The sequence below is a fragment of the Alphaproteobacteria bacterium genome (assembly GCA_023898725.1).
Taxonomy (GTDB): Bacteria; Pseudomonadota; Alphaproteobacteria; order JAUHZC01; family JAUHZC01.
In genome coordinates this window covers 124,579-143,843 of sequence record CP060236.1, presented here as the reverse complement: position 1 = coordinate 143,843, position 19,265 = coordinate 124,579, and the positions used below count along the sequence as shown (strand labels likewise).

At 45.8% G+C, this 19,265-nt stretch carries 17 protein-coding genes and 2 tRNA genes; 10 read left to right on the top strand and 9 right to left on the bottom strand.

The window, feature by feature from the left end:
- Nucleotides 1–64: 64 nt before the first annotated feature.
- Nucleotides 65–688, bottom strand: coding sequence for a 50S ribosomal protein L25/general stress protein Ctc (locus tag H6849_00700; GenBank protein USO01558.1), 624 nt, complete (start codon nucleotides 686–688; stop codon nucleotides 65–67).
- Nucleotides 689–889: 201 nt separating this feature from the next.
- On the opposite strand from H6849_00700, the gene H6849_00695 reads away from it, so the two are divergent.
- Nucleotides 890–965 (top strand) — tRNA-Ala (locus H6849_00695).
- Between the two features lie 90 nt (nucleotides 966–1,055).
- Nucleotides 1,056–2,252: a MotA/TolQ/ExbB proton channel family protein gene (locus H6849_00690; GenBank protein USO01557.1), complete on the top strand. Its 1,197-nt coding sequence runs from the start codon at nucleotides 1,056–1,058 to the stop codon at nucleotides 2,250–2,252.
- Nucleotides 2,253–2,382: 130 nt separating this feature from the next.
- On the opposite strand, the gene uvrA is transcribed toward H6849_00690, so the two are convergent.
- A complete protein-coding gene (gene uvrA / locus H6849_00685) occupies nucleotides 2,383–5,208 on the bottom strand; it encodes an excinuclease ABC subunit UvrA (GenBank protein USO01556.1) in 2,826 nt (941 codons plus the stop codon).
- 236 nt (nucleotides 5,209–5,444) lie between these two features.
- On the opposite strand from uvrA, the gene H6849_00680 reads away from it, so the two are divergent.
- Entirely contained in the window at nucleotides 5,445–6,029 is a 585-nt protein-coding gene (locus tag H6849_00680) for a non-canonical purine NTP pyrophosphatase, RdgB/HAM1 family (GenBank protein ID USO01555.1), read from the top strand.
- Nucleotides 6,026–7,183: a coproporphyrinogen III oxidase gene (locus H6849_00675; GenBank protein USO01554.1), complete on the top strand. Its 1,158-nt coding sequence runs from the start codon at nucleotides 6,026–6,028 to the stop codon at nucleotides 7,181–7,183. Before H6849_00680 ends, H6849_00675 begins: the two co-directional genes overlap by 4 nt.
- 8 nt (nucleotides 7,184–7,191) lie before the next feature.
- Here H6849_00675 and H6849_00670 read toward each other — a convergent pair whose 3' ends face one another.
- The 7 genes from H6849_00670 to tilS all read right to left on the bottom strand — a co-directional run bounded on the left by H6849_00670 (nucleotide 7,192) and on the right by tilS (nucleotide 14,359).
- Nucleotides 7,192–7,866, bottom strand: coding sequence for a hypothetical protein (locus tag H6849_00670; GenBank protein USO01553.1), 675 nt, complete (start codon nucleotides 7,864–7,866; stop codon nucleotides 7,192–7,194).
- 198 nt (nucleotides 7,867–8,064) lie between these two features.
- A complete protein-coding gene (locus tag H6849_00665) occupies nucleotides 8,065–9,618 on the bottom strand; it encodes an NTP/NDP exchange transporter (protein USO01552.1) in 1,554 nt (517 codons plus the stop codon).
- 220 nt (nucleotides 9,619–9,838) lie between these two features.
- Nucleotides 9,839–10,573: a response regulator transcription factor gene (locus tag H6849_00660; protein ID USO01551.1), complete on the bottom strand. Its 735-nt coding sequence runs from the start codon at nucleotides 10,571–10,573 to the stop codon at nucleotides 9,839–9,841.
- Nucleotides 10,574–10,732: 159 nt separating this feature from the next.
- A tRNA-Phe gene (locus H6849_00655) sits at nucleotides 10,733–10,808 on the bottom strand.
- Nucleotides 10,809–10,908: 100 nt separating this feature from the next.
- On the bottom strand, nucleotides 10,909–11,277 hold the full coding sequence (locus tag H6849_00650; protein ID USO01550.1) for a hypothetical protein: 369 nt from the start codon (nucleotides 11,275–11,277) through the stop codon (nucleotides 10,909–10,911).
- A 21-nt stretch (nucleotides 11,278–11,298) separates the two neighbouring features.
- A complete protein-coding gene (locus tag H6849_00645; GenBank protein ID USO01889.1) occupies nucleotides 11,299–13,143 on the bottom strand; it encodes an ATP-dependent zinc metalloprotease FtsH in 1,845 nt (614 codons plus the stop codon).
- 208 nt (nucleotides 13,144–13,351) lie between these two features.
- Nucleotides 13,352–14,359, bottom strand: a complete 1,008-nt coding sequence (tilS, locus tag H6849_00640; protein USO01549.1) for a tRNA lysidine(34) synthetase TilS — start codon at nucleotides 14,357–14,359, stop codon at nucleotides 13,352–13,354.
- A 208-nt stretch (nucleotides 14,360–14,567) separates the two neighbouring features.
- On the opposite strand from tilS, the gene rpsB reads away from it, so the two are divergent.
- The 6 genes from rpsB (at nucleotide 14,568) to H6849_00610 (ending at nucleotide 19,258) form a co-directional block, all read left to right on the top strand.
- Nucleotides 14,568–15,473: a 30S ribosomal protein S2 gene (gene rpsB / locus H6849_00635; GenBank protein ID USO01548.1), complete on the top strand. Its 906-nt coding sequence runs from the start codon at nucleotides 14,568–14,570 to the stop codon at nucleotides 15,471–15,473.
- Between the two features lie 65 nt (nucleotides 15,474–15,538).
- Nucleotides 15,539–16,462, top strand: coding sequence for an elongation factor Ts (locus H6849_00630; GenBank protein ID USO01547.1), 924 nt, complete (start codon nucleotides 15,539–15,541; stop codon nucleotides 16,460–16,462).
- Between the two features lie 114 nt (nucleotides 16,463–16,576).
- A complete protein-coding gene (locus tag H6849_00625) occupies nucleotides 16,577–17,236 on the top strand; it encodes a UMP kinase (protein USO01888.1) in 660 nt (219 codons plus the stop codon).
- 25 nt (nucleotides 17,237–17,261) lie between these two features.
- On the top strand, nucleotides 17,262–17,819 hold the full coding sequence (frr, locus tag H6849_00620; protein USO01546.1) for a ribosome recycling factor: 558 nt from the start codon (nucleotides 17,262–17,264) through the stop codon (nucleotides 17,817–17,819).
- Nucleotide 17,820: 1 nt separating this feature from the next.
- Nucleotides 17,821–18,567 carry a di-trans,poly-cis-decaprenylcistransferase gene (uppS, locus tag H6849_00615; protein ID USO01545.1) on the top strand — a complete coding sequence of 249 codons (747 nt, stop codon included), beginning with the start codon at nucleotides 17,821–17,823 and terminating at the stop codon, nucleotides 18,565–18,567.
- On the top strand, nucleotides 18,548–19,258 hold the full coding sequence (locus H6849_00610; GenBank protein ID USO01544.1) for a phosphatidate cytidylyltransferase: 711 nt from the start codon (nucleotides 18,548–18,550) through the stop codon (nucleotides 19,256–19,258). Before uppS ends, H6849_00610 begins: the two co-directional genes overlap by 20 nt.
- Nucleotides 19,259–19,265 lie beyond the last annotated feature (7 nt).

Sequence of the window (19,265 nt, the reverse complement as noted above, 5' to 3'; positions counted from 1 at the left end):
ATGAAACAAAGGACCACAAAAAATCTATGAGCAATCATTTCACTGCAGAAACGGGTGGGAAGGCTTAGGCGTCTGTGGCGTCTTCTTCAGCTTCAGCGGCTGCTTCGGTTTCTGCCTTTACAGATGAAGGAACAACAATTGTCGCGAGTGTATTGTCACGCTCGGGATGCGCTATTTTCACACCCTTAGGGAGCACTAACGCATCAGTGTGCAGGCTGTGGCCGAGAGAAACCCCCGCTAGGTCCGCCTCAAGAGATTCAGGTATGGACCCGACAGGACACACAACCTCGATCTCATGAAGTATTGTGTTAAGCACTCCACCACGTTTTAGGCCCTCACACTTATCTTCATTGATAAGGTGAACGGGAATATGCACATGAATGGAATCAGATCCAGACACACGCATAAAATCAATATGAAGGGGGACATCTGTTACGGGATGGCGCTGAACATCACGTGGGATCACACGCTGTATTTTTCCACCAAAATTAAGCTCATACACATGCGTAAAAAATCGCAAAGTCTGAATTTCATGAAAGATAGCTTTAGGGCTTATCGTAGCCGCTACGGGTTTTTCTTTGCCACCATAAATCGACACAGGGAGCATTCCTGCACGCCGAGCTTCCCTTGCTGAACCAGTACCAACGCTTTCACGTACCGCGGCTTCAATTTTTACATTATCTCTCATCGTTTGCGCTCTTTTTCAATTTAAAAGTAGGTATCATTGCGGTCTTTATAGCTGACAATTTCTCATATGTTAATACAAAAATATACTTTTTCCCAAAAATCTTGACCTATCATCGTGTTTTTCTTCTTCAATTTGTACCCAAGAGTCATACGCAGGAGCTTGACAGCACCCTATTTTTTGGTTCATAAAGGAGCACATCGTGGGGTTGTAGCTCAGCTGGGAGAGCGCTACAATGGCATTGTAGAGGTCGTCGGTTCGATCCCGATCAGCTCCACCATGTTAGATCTTTTTTGGGAATTCTATATTCACGTGTTGCGATAAAGCGTTCTTAGTTATAGAGTGTAATTATTATTAGAGTCGTGATTTAATGTTCCTGAATTCTCTTTACTTGCGGATGATCTCTTTTATTTTTCTTGTGTGTGCCATTCTTGGATACAACTGGGAAGTTCTTCAGACGATTTTTCTACAGAATCCCATTCTCAATGGGACGATCGCACTGGTTGCAAGCATTGGTATTTTTCTTTCCTTTCGCTACGTACGTCAGTTCACCCCGGAGCTGAAGTGGCTGAAAAGCCTCACGGATGAAACTCCAACGCTTAAACTTCTTGGGAAAAAACCACGCTTGCTGTCTGGGCTTAAAGATCTTCTGGCGGATGAAGACAGCCCGATAACACGCACAGCTTTGACGGCCGTTCATGAAGCGGTGGAAGCGATTCTCGTGGAGCAACGTGAGATTGCGCGTTATATTATGGGGGTCACCATTTTTCTGGGGCTTCTTGGAACATTCTGGGGGCTTTCCATCACCTTACAGTCTGTATCAAACGTTGTTGTTGCTATGCCTACGGATGCTAACCTGGGTGGGGATTTCCTCGCTACGCTTAAGGCCGGTCTTGAAAGTCCTCTGAGCGGCATGGGAATTGCCTTTAGTTCCTCTCTGATTGGACTTTTTTCGTCACTCGTTCTTGGTTTTCTTGAGCTTCACACGCATCAAGCCCGCACCCGTTTTCTCGAACATATAGGCGCATGGATGAACACAAACTGCATTCCTTCGGATGAAAAGTTACGCACGACGTCTGCCGAATCACCGCAGCTTTTACACGCGCTCCTCACCCTTACATCTGAAAACTTTGAAAGCATTGTAAAAGCATTTACTACGCAACACAATCAACAGCAAATCTTGACACATGCGGTAGAGCGTCTGAATGATAGCTTGGCGCGGGTGGTTGATCAGCGTTATGCGGAACATGATGTGTTGTTAAAGGTTGCAGAAAACATTCTTTCCTTACAGGACTCTACAACGGAATTCAAAGAAGCCATTCGCACGCATAATTTTGGTGTGGATAATGCGACCGCTGCTCATATTCGTAGCTTGGAACAAAGTGCCCGCCAGCTTGTCGAGACAACAGCTCAAGGCAATGAGGCCCTTACCAGAGACATACGCAGCGAAATTCGCATCCTTAGTAGAACCCTTGCAACGATTGCCAATCATGAACTGGCGGAAGAGGCGACTGTCTCGTCCCAGGCTTCTGTTAAGACCACTGGTGTGCGCAAAAAAATGGCCTAGTGTAATCGAGCACAGGTCGAGTGCCGATATGTGGGCTTTGAAGAACTTTTATTTACGAAAAACTTCTATAAAGATTCTCATAATAAGCAGAAAATGTTTTCTTATGTGTCCCTGTTATTAGTCAGTACACCTATGGTTTTAGACAGGCTTTCAAATATTTTCCCGTGAAGCTTTTGTCACACATGGCTACATTCTCGGGGGTATCTGCAATGACCAATTGCCCTCCACCGTCACCTCCTTCTGGACCAATATCAATGATCCAATCTGCAGTTTTGATGACATCCAAATTGTGTTCAATCACAACAACTGTGTTTCCTTGATCAACAAGGGTATGCAGAACCTCGAGCAGCTTTCGAATATCATCAAAATGCAAACCGGTTGTTGGCTCATCAAGAATATATAACGTGCGGCCTGTGGCCCGCTTGCTTAACTCTTTGGATAGTTTGATACGCTGTGCTTCACCACCGGAGAGCGTTGTTGCCCGTTGCCCAATGTGCATGTAGCCCAGACCTACTTTTTGTAAAGTTACCAGGCGGTTTGCAATGGTTGGAATAGCCGCAAAAAAGTCAGCTCCTTCATCGACCGTCATATCAAGAACATCGGCAATGGATTTATTTTTATAGCGTACTTCTAAGGTTTCTCGATTGTAACGGTGTCCTTTGCACTGGTCACATGTCACGTATACATCAGCAAGAAAATGCATTTCTATCTTGATGACCCCGTCGCCTTGACAAGCTTCGCAGCGCCCCCCTTTCACATTGAAAGAAAAGCGTCCTGCTTTATAGCCACGAACTTTTGCTTCAGGAAGCCCTGTAAACCAGTCGCGAATAGGTCCAAAGACACCTGTATAGGTAGCCGGGTTTGATCGTGGTGTGCGTCCGATCGGTGACTGATCGATGTCGATAATCTTATCAATAAAACTCACGCCCTCTAGAGACTCATGTGCCCCAGGGGTATCAGTTGCTCCATTGATCTTCCGGGCAAGGGCTTTATACAGGGTTTCAATGACAAGGCTCGATTTTCCACCTCCCGATACACCTGTAACACAGGTAAAAGTTCCCAAAGGGAAGTCCACAGTGAGATTGCGTAAGTTATTCGTGGTCGCGTTTCTAATGGTGATATTTTTCCCTATTCCCTTGCGTCGCTCTGTTGGCACTGCTATCTTTTCTTTTCCGGAAAGATAGGCAGCCGTAATGCCTTTGTTGTTTTTGATAACCTCATCAGGGTGACCAGCATCAACAACTTGCCCCCCAAGACTTCCTGCGCCAGGTCCCATGTCAATCAGGTAATCTGCCATACGCATTGCATCCTCATCATGCTCTACCACAATGACAGTGTTTCCAAGATCACGCAGGTGTTTGAGCGTTTCTAAGAGACGATCGTTATCACGCTGATGAAGGCCAATTGATGGCTCATCAAGAACATACATAACACCTGTCAAGCCCGAGCCAATTTGGGATGCCAGACGGATACGCTGGGACTCTCCTCCTGAGAGCGTTCCTGAGGTACGATTGAGTGTGAGATAGTTTAACCCCACACGCGAAAGAAAAAATAGTCGCTCGTGTATTTCCTTGATGAGGCGATCAGCAATAGATTGCTCTTGTGTCGTAAGAAGACCTGGTAATTCTTGAAACCAGGATAAGGCTTCAGAAATAGAAAGTTGGCAGATTTCCCCAATGTGTTTGCTCGTAATTTTGACAGCACGGGCCATTTCATTGACACGCATGCCATGGCAGTCAAGGCAGGGTTTTTGGCTTTGATACACAGAGAGCTCTTCTTTCATTTTGTCATCACCATTTTCGTAACGGCGCTGCAGGTTGGGAATCACGCCCTCAAAGGCTTTATTACTGCGGTATGTGTTGCTGCTATCCTCGAGCGCCATAGGAATTTTTTCCCCTTTCGATCCATATAAAACGATGTCTTTGATTGTTTGGGAAAGCTCTTCATAGGGGGTATCAAAAGGGATTTTATAGTGATTGAGTACAGCGCCTAATACCTGATGGTAGTAAAAACGAAAGCTCGTATTCCAGGGTTTGATGGCACCGTCGATAAGGGGTCTATGGGGATCAGGGATAATGCGCCCTGGATCAAAGTCTACCTTAATGCCAAGACCACCACATGTAGAGCAAGCACCGTATGGGCTGTTAAACGAGAAGAGTCTTGGTTCAAGTTCATCAATAACAAACCCAGATTCAGGACAGCTATAGCGTGACGAAAACAACGTTATATTATCATCGCCAATTGTTAGAATCTCTGCAAGTCCGTCACTTAAATGAAGCGCGGTTTCAATTCCTTGTGCTAAGCGAGTCCCAAGATCAGGGCGCACGACCAGACGATCAATTACCACGCGAATGGTGTGCTTAAGCTTTTTGTCGAGTGCTGGCGTTTCATCGATATCATACAAAACACCATTGATATGAAGGCGCTGAAATCCCTTTTTACGCAGATCATCAATATCTTTCTTATACTCACCCTTGCGTCCACGCACAATGGGAGCGAGCAGAAGTATTTTTGTCCCCTCTTCTAAGAGAAGGATCCGGTCAACCATTTGCGATACAGTTTGGCTAAAAATTGGCTTACCCGTTGCTGGAGAGTAGGGAACACCAATGCGCGCAAATAATACGCGTAAGTAGTCATAAATCTCTGTGATTGTTCCTACCGTTGACCGAGGATTTTTAGACGTTGTTTTCTGTTCAATAGAAATTGCAGGAGACAAGCCATCAATACTGTCTACATCTGGTTTTTGCATCATGTTCAAAAATTGTCGTGCGTAAGCGGAGAGACTCTCCACATAGCGCCGTTGTCCTTCAGCATATAATGTATCAAAAGCAAGTGACGATTTCCCCGAACCACTCGGTCCTGTAATAACAACGAGTTTGTTCCGAGGAATGGTAACCGTTATATTTTTAAGGTTATGCTCCCTAGCTCCTGCGATGTGTATCGTTTCATTCACCATGATTATTCCTGTACATGCTTAGCCTTTGTACAATCTCTTGCTGCATTAGGCAAGTTTCCCAGGTGGACTTCTTGCCAAGGGTTATTACACGTGTGCAGAAGCGATAGACACAATCATAGGAAAGTTAGGCTATCAGGAGGAAAATTTTCTTGGGACAAAGAGTGGTATAGTATGGATTCTTGTTTGATAATGTATCATTGTGCATGGGTATGGAATAATCATTAGGAATCAGTTAAATGAACCTTCTTTTTGCTTCGGCAAACGAGCACAAACTAGGAGAGTATAGGGAACTTTTAAGTCCTTCTGGTATCAGGGTACACTCAGCGCAAAGATTTAAACCCCAAGCAACCATTGAGTCGGGAGAGACGTTCACCGAGAATGCCATTATTAAGGCCACAACCCTTGGAGAACATTCAAAAAAACCTACTTTTGCAGATGATAGTGGTCTTGTTATCCCTCTCTTCCCACATGTTGCAGGGGTTCATTCATCACGTTATGCCATTAGCAATGGGGGTTTCCCCAAAGTTTTTTCTGTCATGCATGCAGAATTAGGGTCTGATGTGGTGCCAGCATTTTTTGAGTGTGTCATTGCGTACCATGACTCTTCTAGCAATGTGACACGAACATTTTGTGGGCGTGTAGATGGGCATGTTACATTTCCGGCTCGTGGAAAAGATGGGTTTGGCTATGATGCTATTTTTATTCCGCTAGGATATGCAGAGACATTTGCAGAACTCGGTGCCACTATTAAACGACTGATAAGCCACCGTGCGCGGGCATGCAGTATTTTTAGTGACTATATGAAGGCACTTGGGGCGTGATAGATCCTCTTGCGCTTTATATCCATTGGCCATTTTGCAAGTCGAAATGCCCGTATTGCGATTTTAACAGCCATGTGAGTGCACATATTGATGTGCTGCGATGGGAAAATGCCTATCGAAAAAGTATTGGCTATTGGGGTTCTATTCTGCCTCGGCGCACCATAACATCTATTTTTTTTGGTGGAGGAACACCATCCTTAATGCCACCGGACTTAGTGGGTAAAATTCTTGCGATGGTTCGGGAGACCTGGCATGTATTACCAGAGTGTGAAATAACACTGGAAGCCAATCCTACATCTTCTGAAAACAAGTCTTTTGAGGCTTTTTCTGCGTCTGGCGTTAATCGGGTGTCAGTCGGAATTCAGTCCTTGCGCGCCGAGCGCTTACAGTTTTTGGGTCGCGAACATTCATCAGCGGAGGCTTTGCAGGCCTTATCCTATGCGCGAAGGCACTTTCATCGCTATTCGTTTGATTTGATTTATGCGCAGCCCAATCAATCCATCGAAAACTGGGAAGAAGAACTCACCGAAGCCATGATGCACGCGAATGGCCATGTGTCCCTCTATCAACTAACAATCGAAGAAAAAACAGCTTTTTTTACAAAACACCAAAGGGGCGATTTTATCATGCCTTCTGATGATGTGGCAGCGAAACTGTATGCATGTACAGGACGTATTATGGCAGCGCATGGGTATAAATCTTACGAAATATCCAACTACGCTAAACCAGGCCATGAAAGTCGCCATAATTTGACCTATTGGAAATATAAGGATTATCTAGGGATTGGACCAGGAGCACACTCACGCATACAACGCGATAGCAACAAATATGAGGTATACATGTGTAAGGCCCCAGATGTATGGCTACGCGCCGTGGAGGGCCATGGGTCTGGTGTAAAGACGGAATCTGTGATTACTTCTGAAACCGCATTTAACGAGTGCATTCTCATGGGGCTTCGCTTACAAGAAGGCCTTAGTGTGACTTACCTTGCGTCCTTATCTCAACAGTTATGTGAGAGGCTTTTTGCCCACCTTAAGAATCATTGGTTACTGGAGGATGGATATCTTGAACACAGAAACCAGTTTCTACGCATCCCTGAAAAGTATCGTATTGTAACGAACCGTATTACGCGTTATGTGTGCGAGCTTCTTTAGCCGGTTGGCTAATGCGTGTTGCCAAAATGCATATTAATACGCACACGAAACTCATCAACGCGTTCGACCTTATGAAGCTTATTTTTAATTTTGCTTCTCAATGAGTTTCCACTCCCACTATTTGTTTCTGAATGGTGCAGGCCAAACTTAGGGTTATACTCTGCTTCAACATTAAAGCGTGGTGTCAAGGTTACTTGCACACCCACACTGGGGCCATAATGAAGAGCTTCTTTGGTAGCTTGATGAAACATCCCGGATGAATTGCTTGTTGCTGTGCTCTTATCAAAGTCAAAGCGCATAAAAAGAGAAGTAGAGTCACGGCCATTAATACGCAAAAGTTTACGAATGCTCGATGTACCATAAAGAGGTGTTTGAAACTTCAATGAAGCACGAGGTAAAGCCGCTGTGGCCCGTCGCCCCACACCAAGCATAAATGTGCTTCCCTGATTTCCTGTGTTGGGGGAACTATTCCATGTAGGTCGTATTGTGAAACTTACATTTTCGAATGTCTGCTGATGAAGATTCTGCGCACTAAGTGTAGGTGTGGTGGCTTTTGTTGCCAGATAAGTACTGTGAGCACCATGAGGTAGGGTCTTTGTATCAAAGTTTTTGGCAGCACACGCTAGGCTTATTCCCCACATACACACAATAGTTTTTAGAATAATGGGCTTTACCCGTATCATCTGCCTGTTTCCCCCTTTTGTTATTAAACCCTAGCATGAATATACAAATAATAAATAAAAATTAGATTAAATTTGCGTTAATACTGGATAGTTGATGAGAAGCAGATTTCCGTATGATGTTGCATAAAAAAGCCCGTGTTTGTAACACGGGCTTTTTGGTTAAAAGAGTGAGCCATTCCTTTCAGAACGTGAAAATTATCAAGCCTTTGTGGTTTTTGCTCCTGCCTCTTCAACTTTTTTGCTCAATGCTTTAACGGCAACAAGCCATAGAAGCGCGATTGTAATAAAAACACCACAGGCAATCGGCGCAATGGTAAAGGCTTCTTTTGTGCCATATAGCATCAAAAGTGTGGATTGCACGAAGGCACCACCACTTTTTCCTGCACGCCCACCAATAACGTCTACCGCCGCTTTACCCTTGCTTTGCAGTTCGGCATTTAAAGGAATATAAGCCATTTCCTTGGTTGGATCAAACAGCGTATACTTGATTGATTTAGCCATAACAATCACAGCAAACCCAAGAGCTGTCGCAGCAACGATGGCATTGCGGGTAGCCCCTTCATTAAGGATTGTCGACAAGAACGCACCCATGTCTGACTTCAACAGGATAAATGCGAAAAATAGCGCACCACCCAAAAGCATAAACAATGGTGTGATCGACGCAGCTGTACGCCATGAAAAACGGCGCAAAATCGCTGAACCAATAAACCAACCAAACAAAATTGTGATCAGCCCATTGATGAATGAGAAGCGTCCCATAAATGCAGCATATGCAGCCTTAGGATCCACTTCATTACTGACGAAAAGCCTAATCTGGTCCTTCCATTGTACCTCAGCTAAGTTAATCGTGATACCGTAGGCCATGATAAGAAGCGCAATTAGTCCAAGTTCTGGGGAGCTGAAAATAATTTTTGCGCTTTCTGCTAATGTCGGCTTTTCTTTCTTCTTCTTAACCGTCACTTCTGTGGCATCGAAGAACTGTGGGTCTGTTAGTACAGATGTGTGCATCCAGCGATAAAGATACATGGAAACAAGACCAAAAAATACGACAGCACCCATAAAGAACTTAACAATCACCTCAAAGGGATCGTTTATTTCTGGGAAAAGACTAGCAATAAGCTGCGGATTGTTGGACTGCACGAGCAGCTCACCTGAAATCATAAGGGCTACGTTTCCTAACACAACAAATAGTCCATAAAAACGCTTTGCTTCCCGGATCCGTGTTGTTTGGTTAGCAAATTGCCAGAAAAGCAAGGCTACCATTGAGCTTCCCCAAATTTCCGCCATAATATAGAAAGATGAATATCCCCAGTTACCCGCAACATCGATTAGCCCACTGAGGAATGGATAGGCAGCATGCCAGCCTTCGAGAGTTTCCGCGGAGGCCTGAAGAGCGTGAGCGTTCGGGTGAATGAAAAAGCCATAGGCGCCAAAGTACACAAGAAATGCTGTGACAAGCGTATAAAAAACACCCTCACGTGTCATTGCATTGCTCAGCTTTGCATACAAAATAACAAATAAGATAGCCGTTGGTGTAACACCCCATAGTTTCAAAAACGGGATAGTTCCCGCGCCACTGGCATTAACAATGATGGAGTCCTTCAAATCACGAAGAATCGTGTAATTGAAGAGAAGGCAAAACAAAATCAATCCCATGGGAAGAAATTTCTTGAGCTCATGGCCGTGAATTGGCCACAAAACAGACCGTAGTTTGCCAAATTCTGGCGTGTTATCCGAAGGCTTAGTAGACATGAATCGGGTTCGTATCCTCTCTTGTGTTAATAGATCATAATAATATTCGGGTTGTGCCATTCAGCACAAATCCCCACATGCTTATACACGAATATTTCAACGAAGGTAAATAGTTTTTTTGAATCTGTTTAGGGTTACACGGTGCGAAGAACAAAAACTCTCAGGGGCGCAGACCCTCTGAGAGTTCTTCACTGTCATGCATTTTTTATTCAGTGCAGCATTAGTTTGATGCAACGGCCTTTATGGAAATCGTATGGATAGGTTTGGCGGGGTTTTCATCAGATGGTTCGCGCAATACATACCCGCGCCCCCAAACGGTCTCAATATAGTCATCGCGCCCCAATACATCAGAGAGTTTTTTGCGCAATTTACAAATGAAAACATCAATGATTTTGAACTCAGGTTCTTCCATGCCTCCGTAAAGATGGTTCAGAAAAACCTCTTTGGAGAGCGTTGAGCCTCGCCGAATAGCCAGAAGTTCCAGAATAGCATACTCACGTCCGGTGAGACGCAGTGTTGTTCCATCAACTTCTGCTAACTTTGTTGTGAGATCCACCGTCAAGCGTCCAATCTTAATTTGAGAGTTGGCATGTCCTTTTGAGCGGCGAATAATAGCGCGCACACGGGCAATAAGCTCTTGGGCGTTGAATGGTTTTGTCAAATAATCGTCGGCGCCAAAGCCTAATCCTTTTGTCTTATCATCAATTTCGTTAAGACCCGATAGAATGAGTACAGGAGTTGATACTTGGGCAGAGCGCATCCGGCGTAAAATTTCATACCCGTCAATGTCAGGAAGCATTAAATCAAGAATCAAAAGATCATATTCATAGTGACGGACGATCTCCAGACCATCTTCACCTATGTTTGTTGCATCGACCACGAATCCCTCTGACTTTAGTGCCAATTGAATGGATTTTGCCGTCGATGAGTCGTCTTCAATAACGAGTACCCGCATATTATTAGCCTCCCCAGTAGCTATCTATTAGTATACATAAATTATGTAAAAATTTAAGAATTTTCTTAAGATTAAAAGAATTTAGGTTAATAAATGATTAATAATGGGAATTTAAATTTAACTGTGAGGAGATGACGACGTGTAGGGGGCACGCGTGCGTGGTGCCTGGGGAGGGAATTGAACCCCCGACACAGGGATTTTCAGTCCCTTGCTCTACCAACTGAGCTACCCAGGCTTTATATCAATGCGCTATCACTAATCCTACCATAGGTTCTATAAACAATCCCACGAACCTTGTCTAGGAAAAATAGCAAATATGGCACAACTAAATCGCTTTATGCGCCGGCAATATCTGTTTCATCCGGTGGCGCCGATGCACTCTTTCTGGCTCCTGTCCTGCCCTCGGATTTTTTGCTTGTTTTTTGCTCTGATGCACTGATATGCCTTTGCAAGGCGCTCCAATTTCTGCACCCTGCATCATACATTTTTTGAAAATAGTCACTTGCATGAGAGCTAGACAACCAACCAATCATGAACCATATGGGCCAGAAATAACCAACGCCTGTCAGCAACCACAAAAGCGTTAAAACAAACAGCGCAAATCCGTATACAGGAAGTGCCTTCAAGAGATCCGCTGGCTGAGATGAAGAAGTTTGTTTATTGACCATCACTAAAATAATTTCACCTCCCGTGATTATGTTCATAGTTTATTAAACTTACAAGCTCTATTTCGAGGGTTTTCTTTTTGCTGTAGGCTTTTTTGTCTCTGCATCGGCCGTTTTTGTGGGGCGGGTTTTTTTATCAGCGTTTTTTAAAATATCACCAAGCGAAGAACGTTCACTTTCCTTTGGAGCGGTTGATGCAGAAAGACGAGAAGGCCTCTGACCGTTGGTGAGGAGGTCGTTAATCTCGCTTCCTGAAAGTGTTTCAAATTCGATTAGAGCCTGCGCCAACGTTTCTAGTTGGTGCTTGTTCTTTTTCAAAATAGCAGTTGCTTGCTTATGCCCATCTTCTACAAGAGCGCGCACCTCATTTTCAATTTCATGGCTCGTGCGATCAGAAACAGGCCTGTAAAAGCGCGCATTTTCTCTGTCACTATAATTAAGAGGGCCTAAACTTTTGCTCATTCCCCATTCAGTAACCATGGCTTGAGCCAGCCGCGTAGCCATTTGAATATCGCTTGATGCTCCTGTGGTTACCTTGTTTTTGCCAAAAATCATTTCTTCAGCAACACGCCCACCCATAGCAACCACAAGATCAGCAATAAGCTCTTCGTGGGTTTCTGAGTAGCGATCTTTTTCAGGTAGGCGCATGACCATCCCGAGCGAACGACCCCGCGGAATAATTGTTGCTTTGTGTATAGGGTGTGAGCCCGCCACATGCAGGGCTGTAATTGCGTGTCCGGCTTCGTGATACGCGGTGAGTTTTTTTTCTTCCTCACCAATAGCAGTTGAGCGTCTCTCTGGCCCCATGAGAACCTTATCTTTGGCTTCTTCCAGTTCTGCCATCGTAACAAGCCTTTTGTTACGCCGTGCCGCGAGTAAGGCTGCCTCATTGACAAGATTGGCGAGGTCTGCGCCAGAAAAACCAGGGGTACCCCGAGCAATGATATGCGGATCAATCCCCTCAGTCATTGTTATTTTTGCAAGATGAACCTTCAAGATAGCCGCTCTGCCGGTTACGTCAGGGAGAGGAACCGTTACCTGGCGATCAAAGCGCCCTGGGCGTATAAGCGCAGGATCAAGAACATCCGGACGGTTGGTTGCAGCAAGCAAAATAACCCCTTCATTGGACTCGAACCCATCCATCTCCACAAGAAGTTGGTTCAGGGTTTGTTCGCGCTCGTCGTTGCCGCCGCCATGGCCGGCACCCCGATGGCGACCAACAGCATCAATTTCATCGACAAACACGATACAAGGAGCATTTTTTTTTGCTTGTTCGAACATATCACGTACACGACTTGCGCCCACCCCCACAAACATTTCAACGAAATCAGAACCAGAGATTGAGAAGAATGGCACATTGGCTTCGCCTGCAATGGCCCTACCCAAGAGGGTTTTGCCTGTACCTGGTGGGCCAATCAGGAGAACACCCTTGGGGATCCTGCCCCCGAGCCGTTGAAACTTTCGAGGATCCCGTAAAAAATCCACAATTTCCTGGACTTCTTCTTTTGCTTCGTCAGCACCAGCCACATCAGCAAAAAGAACGCGACCAGAGGGCTGGTTCAGCATTTTTGCCCGCGATTTTCCAAATCCCATAGCCCCATTTCCACCGGCGTTCATCTGGCGAATAAAATAAACCCACGCGCCAACCATAAGAATGATGGGCAGCCATGATAGGAGAGCCAGTAAATAATTAGGGGAGCGATTATCGGCTTTAATACTGAAGGGGGTGCTTGTTTCTTGCAGCATTTTTAACAGATTCCCATCATTGCGGAAAATCGTCACCTGATAAGGAGATGTCGGCGCTGCACTGGGGAAAATGGTGGCTATACCGGCTTCGTTGTCAATTTCCACGGATTGAATCGTTTTATTTTCCAGGTCTACACGCATTTGGTCATAGCGTTTCATTTGGGAAGAGCTTTGTGCGGGGCGCTGTGCCTGAAATAACCAGGCAAGAACAAGAAGACCAGAGAAGATAAGAATAAGATTTTTTCCAGAGGTATTCACAAATAATTCCTTTATGTTGCGGTGTGCACTCAGAGCTCTGACAGGAGAGCATTCCCTAATTTTTATCAAGAGTACGCCTCAATGCAAGCGAAATAAAACAAAAAACGCCTTAACCGGTGGATTTGTGGCGAGAGGGTTCGGGTGTTATCTGAATGATGGTGGGGCGTGGGCGAATAATCCATCCTCCGAGGGTTGTGGTTACCTGTTTTGCCAGGCGCTCTTGGAGGTTCATAATGGACTCCCATCGCGGCGGGTGATCGGTAAGGCTGATTTGCCAGATAAGCGTTTCTAATACGTGACGCTGGAGTTCGGGATGTAGGGCGTCAAATGCTTCTCGGTTAAGGATTGTGCGGGTGGGGGATTGGTGGCTGTGCTCGGTAAGAAATTGGTTAACACAATCGGAAAAAAACCGATGCGTTTGTGTGATTTTTTCCGACCAACGAATGAGTCCTTGAGGGGTGAAACCAAGGCGTGCAATCTCTGATGTTGGGGTTGTGAGGGCTGTGCGTGCGTGCGTGCGTGTGTATCTTTTGTTGGCATTTGATGGGTCCGTGATCCACGTATGATTGTGGTCATTAAGGTAGTCCTGCACGTGTGCTGGCCATACACTAAGCAATGGCCGCAGAAGTATTACTCCCTTGATTGCCCGTCTTTCGTCGAGTCCACGCAATCCCCGAATATGGCTTTGACGGGCAAGGCGCATGAGGATGGTTTCGGCATTGTCTTGGGCATGATGACCCGTAATCAGATACCCTAGCTTGTGTTCGATACAATGATTCACAAGACATTCATACCGCCCGTGTCGCGCAGTACCTTGGGAAGGTGCCTGGGTTTTAGCGTGCCATTGAAGGGTGTAATGGGGGATGTCTAGGCTGCGCATTCTATTAGCCACAAACGCGGCTTCGTCGGCTGCTTCCGGCCGCAGGTTATGGTTGACTGTAGCCGCAATAATGGTAATTTTTTTGTTTTTTCGTGTGCATGCCCATTGATGAAGCATATGAACAGCAAAAATACTGTCTGCTCCGCCAGACACACCTACACACATGCGAATCTCCTCGTGTGTGGAGGGGACAAGGGTATCCATTTTGGTGATCATAGCATCGATAAGGGGGTGCATAAAAATGAGGTACCTCTGAAGGTTTTTGGTGGGGATCGCGCACGATCAAAAGTCTTGATTTAATGAGATCTACAGTGTATACAACCGAGGATGTAAAAATACAAGCGCAGTACGCGGTACGTGATTCACGTAAAATTCATGCGATCGCTCCGGTGTTCTTTGGGGAACTAAGCTGCGTAAGTTTAACCGGTAAAGGAAAATATTGAGTATGAGTATCCCATCATTTACAATTCGTGATTTATTAACGGCAGGTGTGCATTTTGGTCATCAACCACGGAAGTGGAACCCTAAAATGGCCCCGTACATTTTTGGAACACGCAGTGGTATCCACATTTTGAACCTGGAAAAATCAGCACCCATGCTATTTAATGCGCTTCGCTTTGTGCACGATACAGTAGCAAAAGGAGGCCGTGTTCTGTTTGTAGGAACCAAGCGTCAAGCTTCGGATATTGTTGCTGAATCGGCCAAGCGGTGTGCACAGTACTATGTTAACCATCGTTGGTTGGGTGGCATGTTGACCAATTGGAATACTATCTCTCAATCGATCCGTCGATTGAATGCGACAAAAGAACAACTGGCTTTGCCTGTTTTGAAAATCACCAAAAAAGAGCAACTCAAGCTTCAGCTTGAGATGGCAAAGCTCGAGCGTAACCTGGGCGGCATTCTTGAGATGAATGGGGCGCCTGATGTTTTGTTTGTTGTTGATGTTGTGAAGGAGCATACTGCCATTAGCGAGGCGCGAAAGCTTGGGATTCCCATTGTGGCCATAACGGATACAAATGCAGACCCTGAGTCTGTGGACTTTCCAATTCCTGGAAATGATGACGCAAGCCGGGCAATTGATCTTTATTGCCGATTGATGGCGGACACAATTATCGAGGGTCTGAAAAAGCAAATTTCGGCGTCAGGACTTGACCTTGGGGCGCGAAGTGATTTAGGTGGAGACTCCTTAGGGGCCAGCCGCCCACGCAAGGCAAAACCGGCTGCGGCTATAAACCCAGTGACGGATGCGGCAGATGTGGATGCCGTTGTGAGTGCTGGGGAGTCCAAAGCATCTCAAGAGGGGTCACCAAAAGCATCTGTCCTAGAAGAAGAGCCCGCGGTGGAGGGATAATCATATAGCAGCTTCCTCACAAGGGGGCATTCATTAACAGTATGTAACAGAGCAAGAGGGTAACAATGTCAATAACACCGGCAATGGTAAAGGAACTACGTGAAACAACGGGTGCGGGGATGATGGATTGCAAAAAAGCACTCATTGAATCGGAAGGTGTTATGGATGCCGCTATCGATTGGTTGCGTACGAAAGGACTTTCAGCGGTTGCGAAGAAAGCCTCTCGTGTTGCGGCAGAGGGCTTGGTTGGTGTGGCATCTATGGGCACTGTTGCGGGAATTATTGAGGTAAATTCAGAAACTGATTTTGTGGCGCGTAATGATACCTTTCAGGGTTTTGTTCGTGCGGCTGCAGAGATTGTGGCGCACAATGTTACGGAAGTTGCTGCACTGAAGAATAAACCGTTTCCTGGATCAGAAAGAACCGTTGGGGATGAGCTCACCCATATGATCGCAGTTATTGGTGAAAATATGAACATTCGTCGGGCGCACGTACTTTCCGTGGATACGGGGGTTGTTGCCACATACGTTCATAATGCTATTGCTGAGGGGATTGGTAAGATTGGTGTTCTTGTGGCGCTGGAGTCAACAGCAAATACGGCCGCGCTGGAGGATCTGGGGCGTCAGATTGCCATGCATATTGCCGCGACGCGTCCTGAAGCAGCCACAGTGGCTGAACTTTCTGAGGATTTTATTGCGCGTGAAAAACAAATTTTTATTGAGCAAGCCCGTGAGTCAGGGAAGCCCGATACGATCATTGAAAAAATGATAGAAGGACGGATGCGCAAGTTTTATGAAGAGGTTGTTCTTGTTGAGCAGTCCTTTGTCATGAATCCGGATAAGCGTGTGAAGGAAGTGCTTACGGATGCGTCCAAGGATTTGGGTGCGCCTGTAGCGTTGTCCGGTTTTGTGCGTTTTACACTGGGTGAGGGCATTGAAAAAAAAGAAGAAGACTTTGCCGCTGAAGTAGCAGCCCAGCTTGGTTCTTAAGAAGTTCCCTTTTTGTTGTGAGGGTATTTCGCTCGCGTGCGATAGTTGAAAAAGAGAGGTGTGAGTGTGGAAAAACATACCCGAGTTCTTCTGAAGATTTCTGGAGAGGCTCTTATGGGCTCACACACATACGGTCTTGATGCGCAAATGGTTTCTCAGGTGGCGGATGATATCTACGCTCTTGTACAGTCAGGTTGTCAAGTAGCCCTTGTTGTCGGCGGTGGCAATATTTTCCGGGGTATGCGTGGGGCAGAAATGGGGCTCGAGCGCACAACTTCTGATCACATGGGCATGCTTGCCACAGTCATTAACGGTCTTGCTATGCATGCAATGTTGACGCAAAAGGGCTGTCGTTCGCGTGTTTTGTCGGCAGTGCCAATGCCCAATTTTTGTGAAAGCTTCACCAGCCACCGGGCACGCGAGTATCTTGACTCAGGAGAGGTTGTGATTTGTGCGGCAGGCAGTGGCAATCCATACTTTACTACTGATACGGCCGCGGTTCTTCGGGCGGTTGAGCTTACGTGTACACTGCTTTTGAAGGGGACAAAGTTTGATGGCATTTATACGGCAGATCCTGCAAAAGATGTCACAGCCGAGCATCTTTCATCAGTCTCCTATGCGGATGTTGTGAGTAAGAAATTGCATGTGATGGATATGACGGCTATTACGCTCGCACAAGAAAATGCTCTTCCCATTGCTGTCTTTTCGATATACAAAAAAGGTCAGTTGGGAAAAGTTATGAATGGCACCGCGGTGTGTACCTACGTATCATAGCATAGTTTAGAGAGATGAGATTGTAATGCAGAGTGAATCTTTACAAAATTTAAGCACGCGTATGGAGGGGGCTCTTGAGTCCCTCAAAAAAGAATTCAATGGGCTTCGCACAGGGCGTGCGAACGTCAACCTCCTTGAGGGCGTGCGCGTTTTGGCATATGGAACGTTGACGCCACTTAATCAAATTGCATCGGTGGGTGTTCCTGAGCCACGGTTACTGGCGGTTCAGGTATGGGATGCGTCTCTTGCAAGTGCCGTGGAAAAAGCAATTCGCGAGTCAGGGCTTGGGCTTAATCCATCGGCCGAAGGCGCTGTTGTTCGCGTGCGTATCCCTGAGTTGAGCCAAGAGCGGCGTCAGGAATTGGTAAAGGTTGCAGCCCGCTACGCAGAACAGGCTCGTGTTGCTGTGCGTAATGTGCGGCGCGATGGCATGGAAACAATCAAGAAGTCAGAAAAAAAGGGTGATATTTCTGAGGATAATTTCCGCACCACATCGACAAAAATTCAAGATTTGACGGATGATTTCGTCAAAAAAATTGATGCCCTTCTTGTTGAAAAAGAAAAAGATATACTCGGGGAATAGTATGGGGTTTCCTTTACCAAACCTAAAAACGCGGGATGAATCACCCCCCCATCATGTTGCGATTATTATGGATGGAAACGGCCGCTGGGCAACGAAGCGTGGTTTGCCTCGCGTTGAGGGTCATCGTCAGGGGGCTGAGGCTCTGCGTCGCACAGTGGAGGCCTCCATTGATTTGGGAATTTCACAGCTTACTGTCTTTGCTTTTTCCACAGAAAACTGGAAACGTACCAAGCAAGAGATTTCCGGTCTTTTTTCTCTTATCCGTTTTTATGTGAAGCGTGAACTGAATGATCTCATCAAAAATGGTGTGTGTCTGAAAATTATTGGCGACTATAGGGCTTTTCCCAAAGATGTGGTCCAAATTTTGGAGGATGCTTGTGCCAAGACTGCCTCATTTACACGGATTGGCGTGTGTCTTGCCCTCAACTATGGTGGTCAACAAGACATTGCTGCTGCAGTCAAAAAAATAGCATTGGATGTAGAAAAGGGCAAGTTAGTTCCAGCTGATATTGGGGTGGATACGATTACGGAAAATCTTTCCACTGCACAGCAGAATCTTTCCGCGCCTGATTTGCTTATACGCACGAGCGGGGAAAGGCGTTTGAGTAATTTCCTCCTTTGGCAGCTTTCTTATGCAGAGATGGTTTTTCAGGATGTGTATTGGCCTGATTATAATAAAGAGCACTTTGAGGATGCTTTGGCACAGTTTGCGTCAAGAGAAAGGCGTTATGGTGCGACTCCACGCTGATGTTTTCAAGCGTGTTCTGGCATCGTTTGTGCTGATGCCCATTACACTAACAGCTCTTTACGCAGGAGGAGTAATTGCCACTTCTTTTGTGGCTTTGATGTTTGTGATTTGCCTCTGTGAAGTGTATAGCGTGCTCTTCTTGTTGCGATCACGGCAGTCATGCATTTTATTAAGCGCGTGGTTGTTGTACTTGGCTATCTCCTTTACAGGCGTGTGGCGTGTCATAAATGACCTTGGCTCTTTGTATCTAATTGCGCTGACCGTACTCACTTGGGCCAGTGATAGTGGGGGCTATATTGTGGGAAATCTTGTGGGTGGTTGTAAGTTTGCTCCCTACATTAGCCCGAACAAAACGTGGTCAGGGGCGTTTGGCTCTGTTGTTTTTGTAGTTGTGGGCTGCACTCTGTTGGTTTCTTTTGGGGGTATGGATGCTTTTGAAACCCCTTTTCATTTGGTTTTTTTTGCAATATTTGTGAGTGCTCTTGTGCAGCTGGGCGATCTTCTGGAATCACTGTTCAAACGTCACTTGAGCCTTAAGGATGTCAGTAACATTATTCCGGGGCACGGCGGTGTGGTCGATCGTCTTGATGGCCTTATTATGCTCTTTTTTGTGCTAGGGATTTCTTTTTGGTTTGTACCAACAAAACAGGTATTTTGTATGATGGGTATACAGTCTTTTTGTGGTGCGTGAAAGAGCT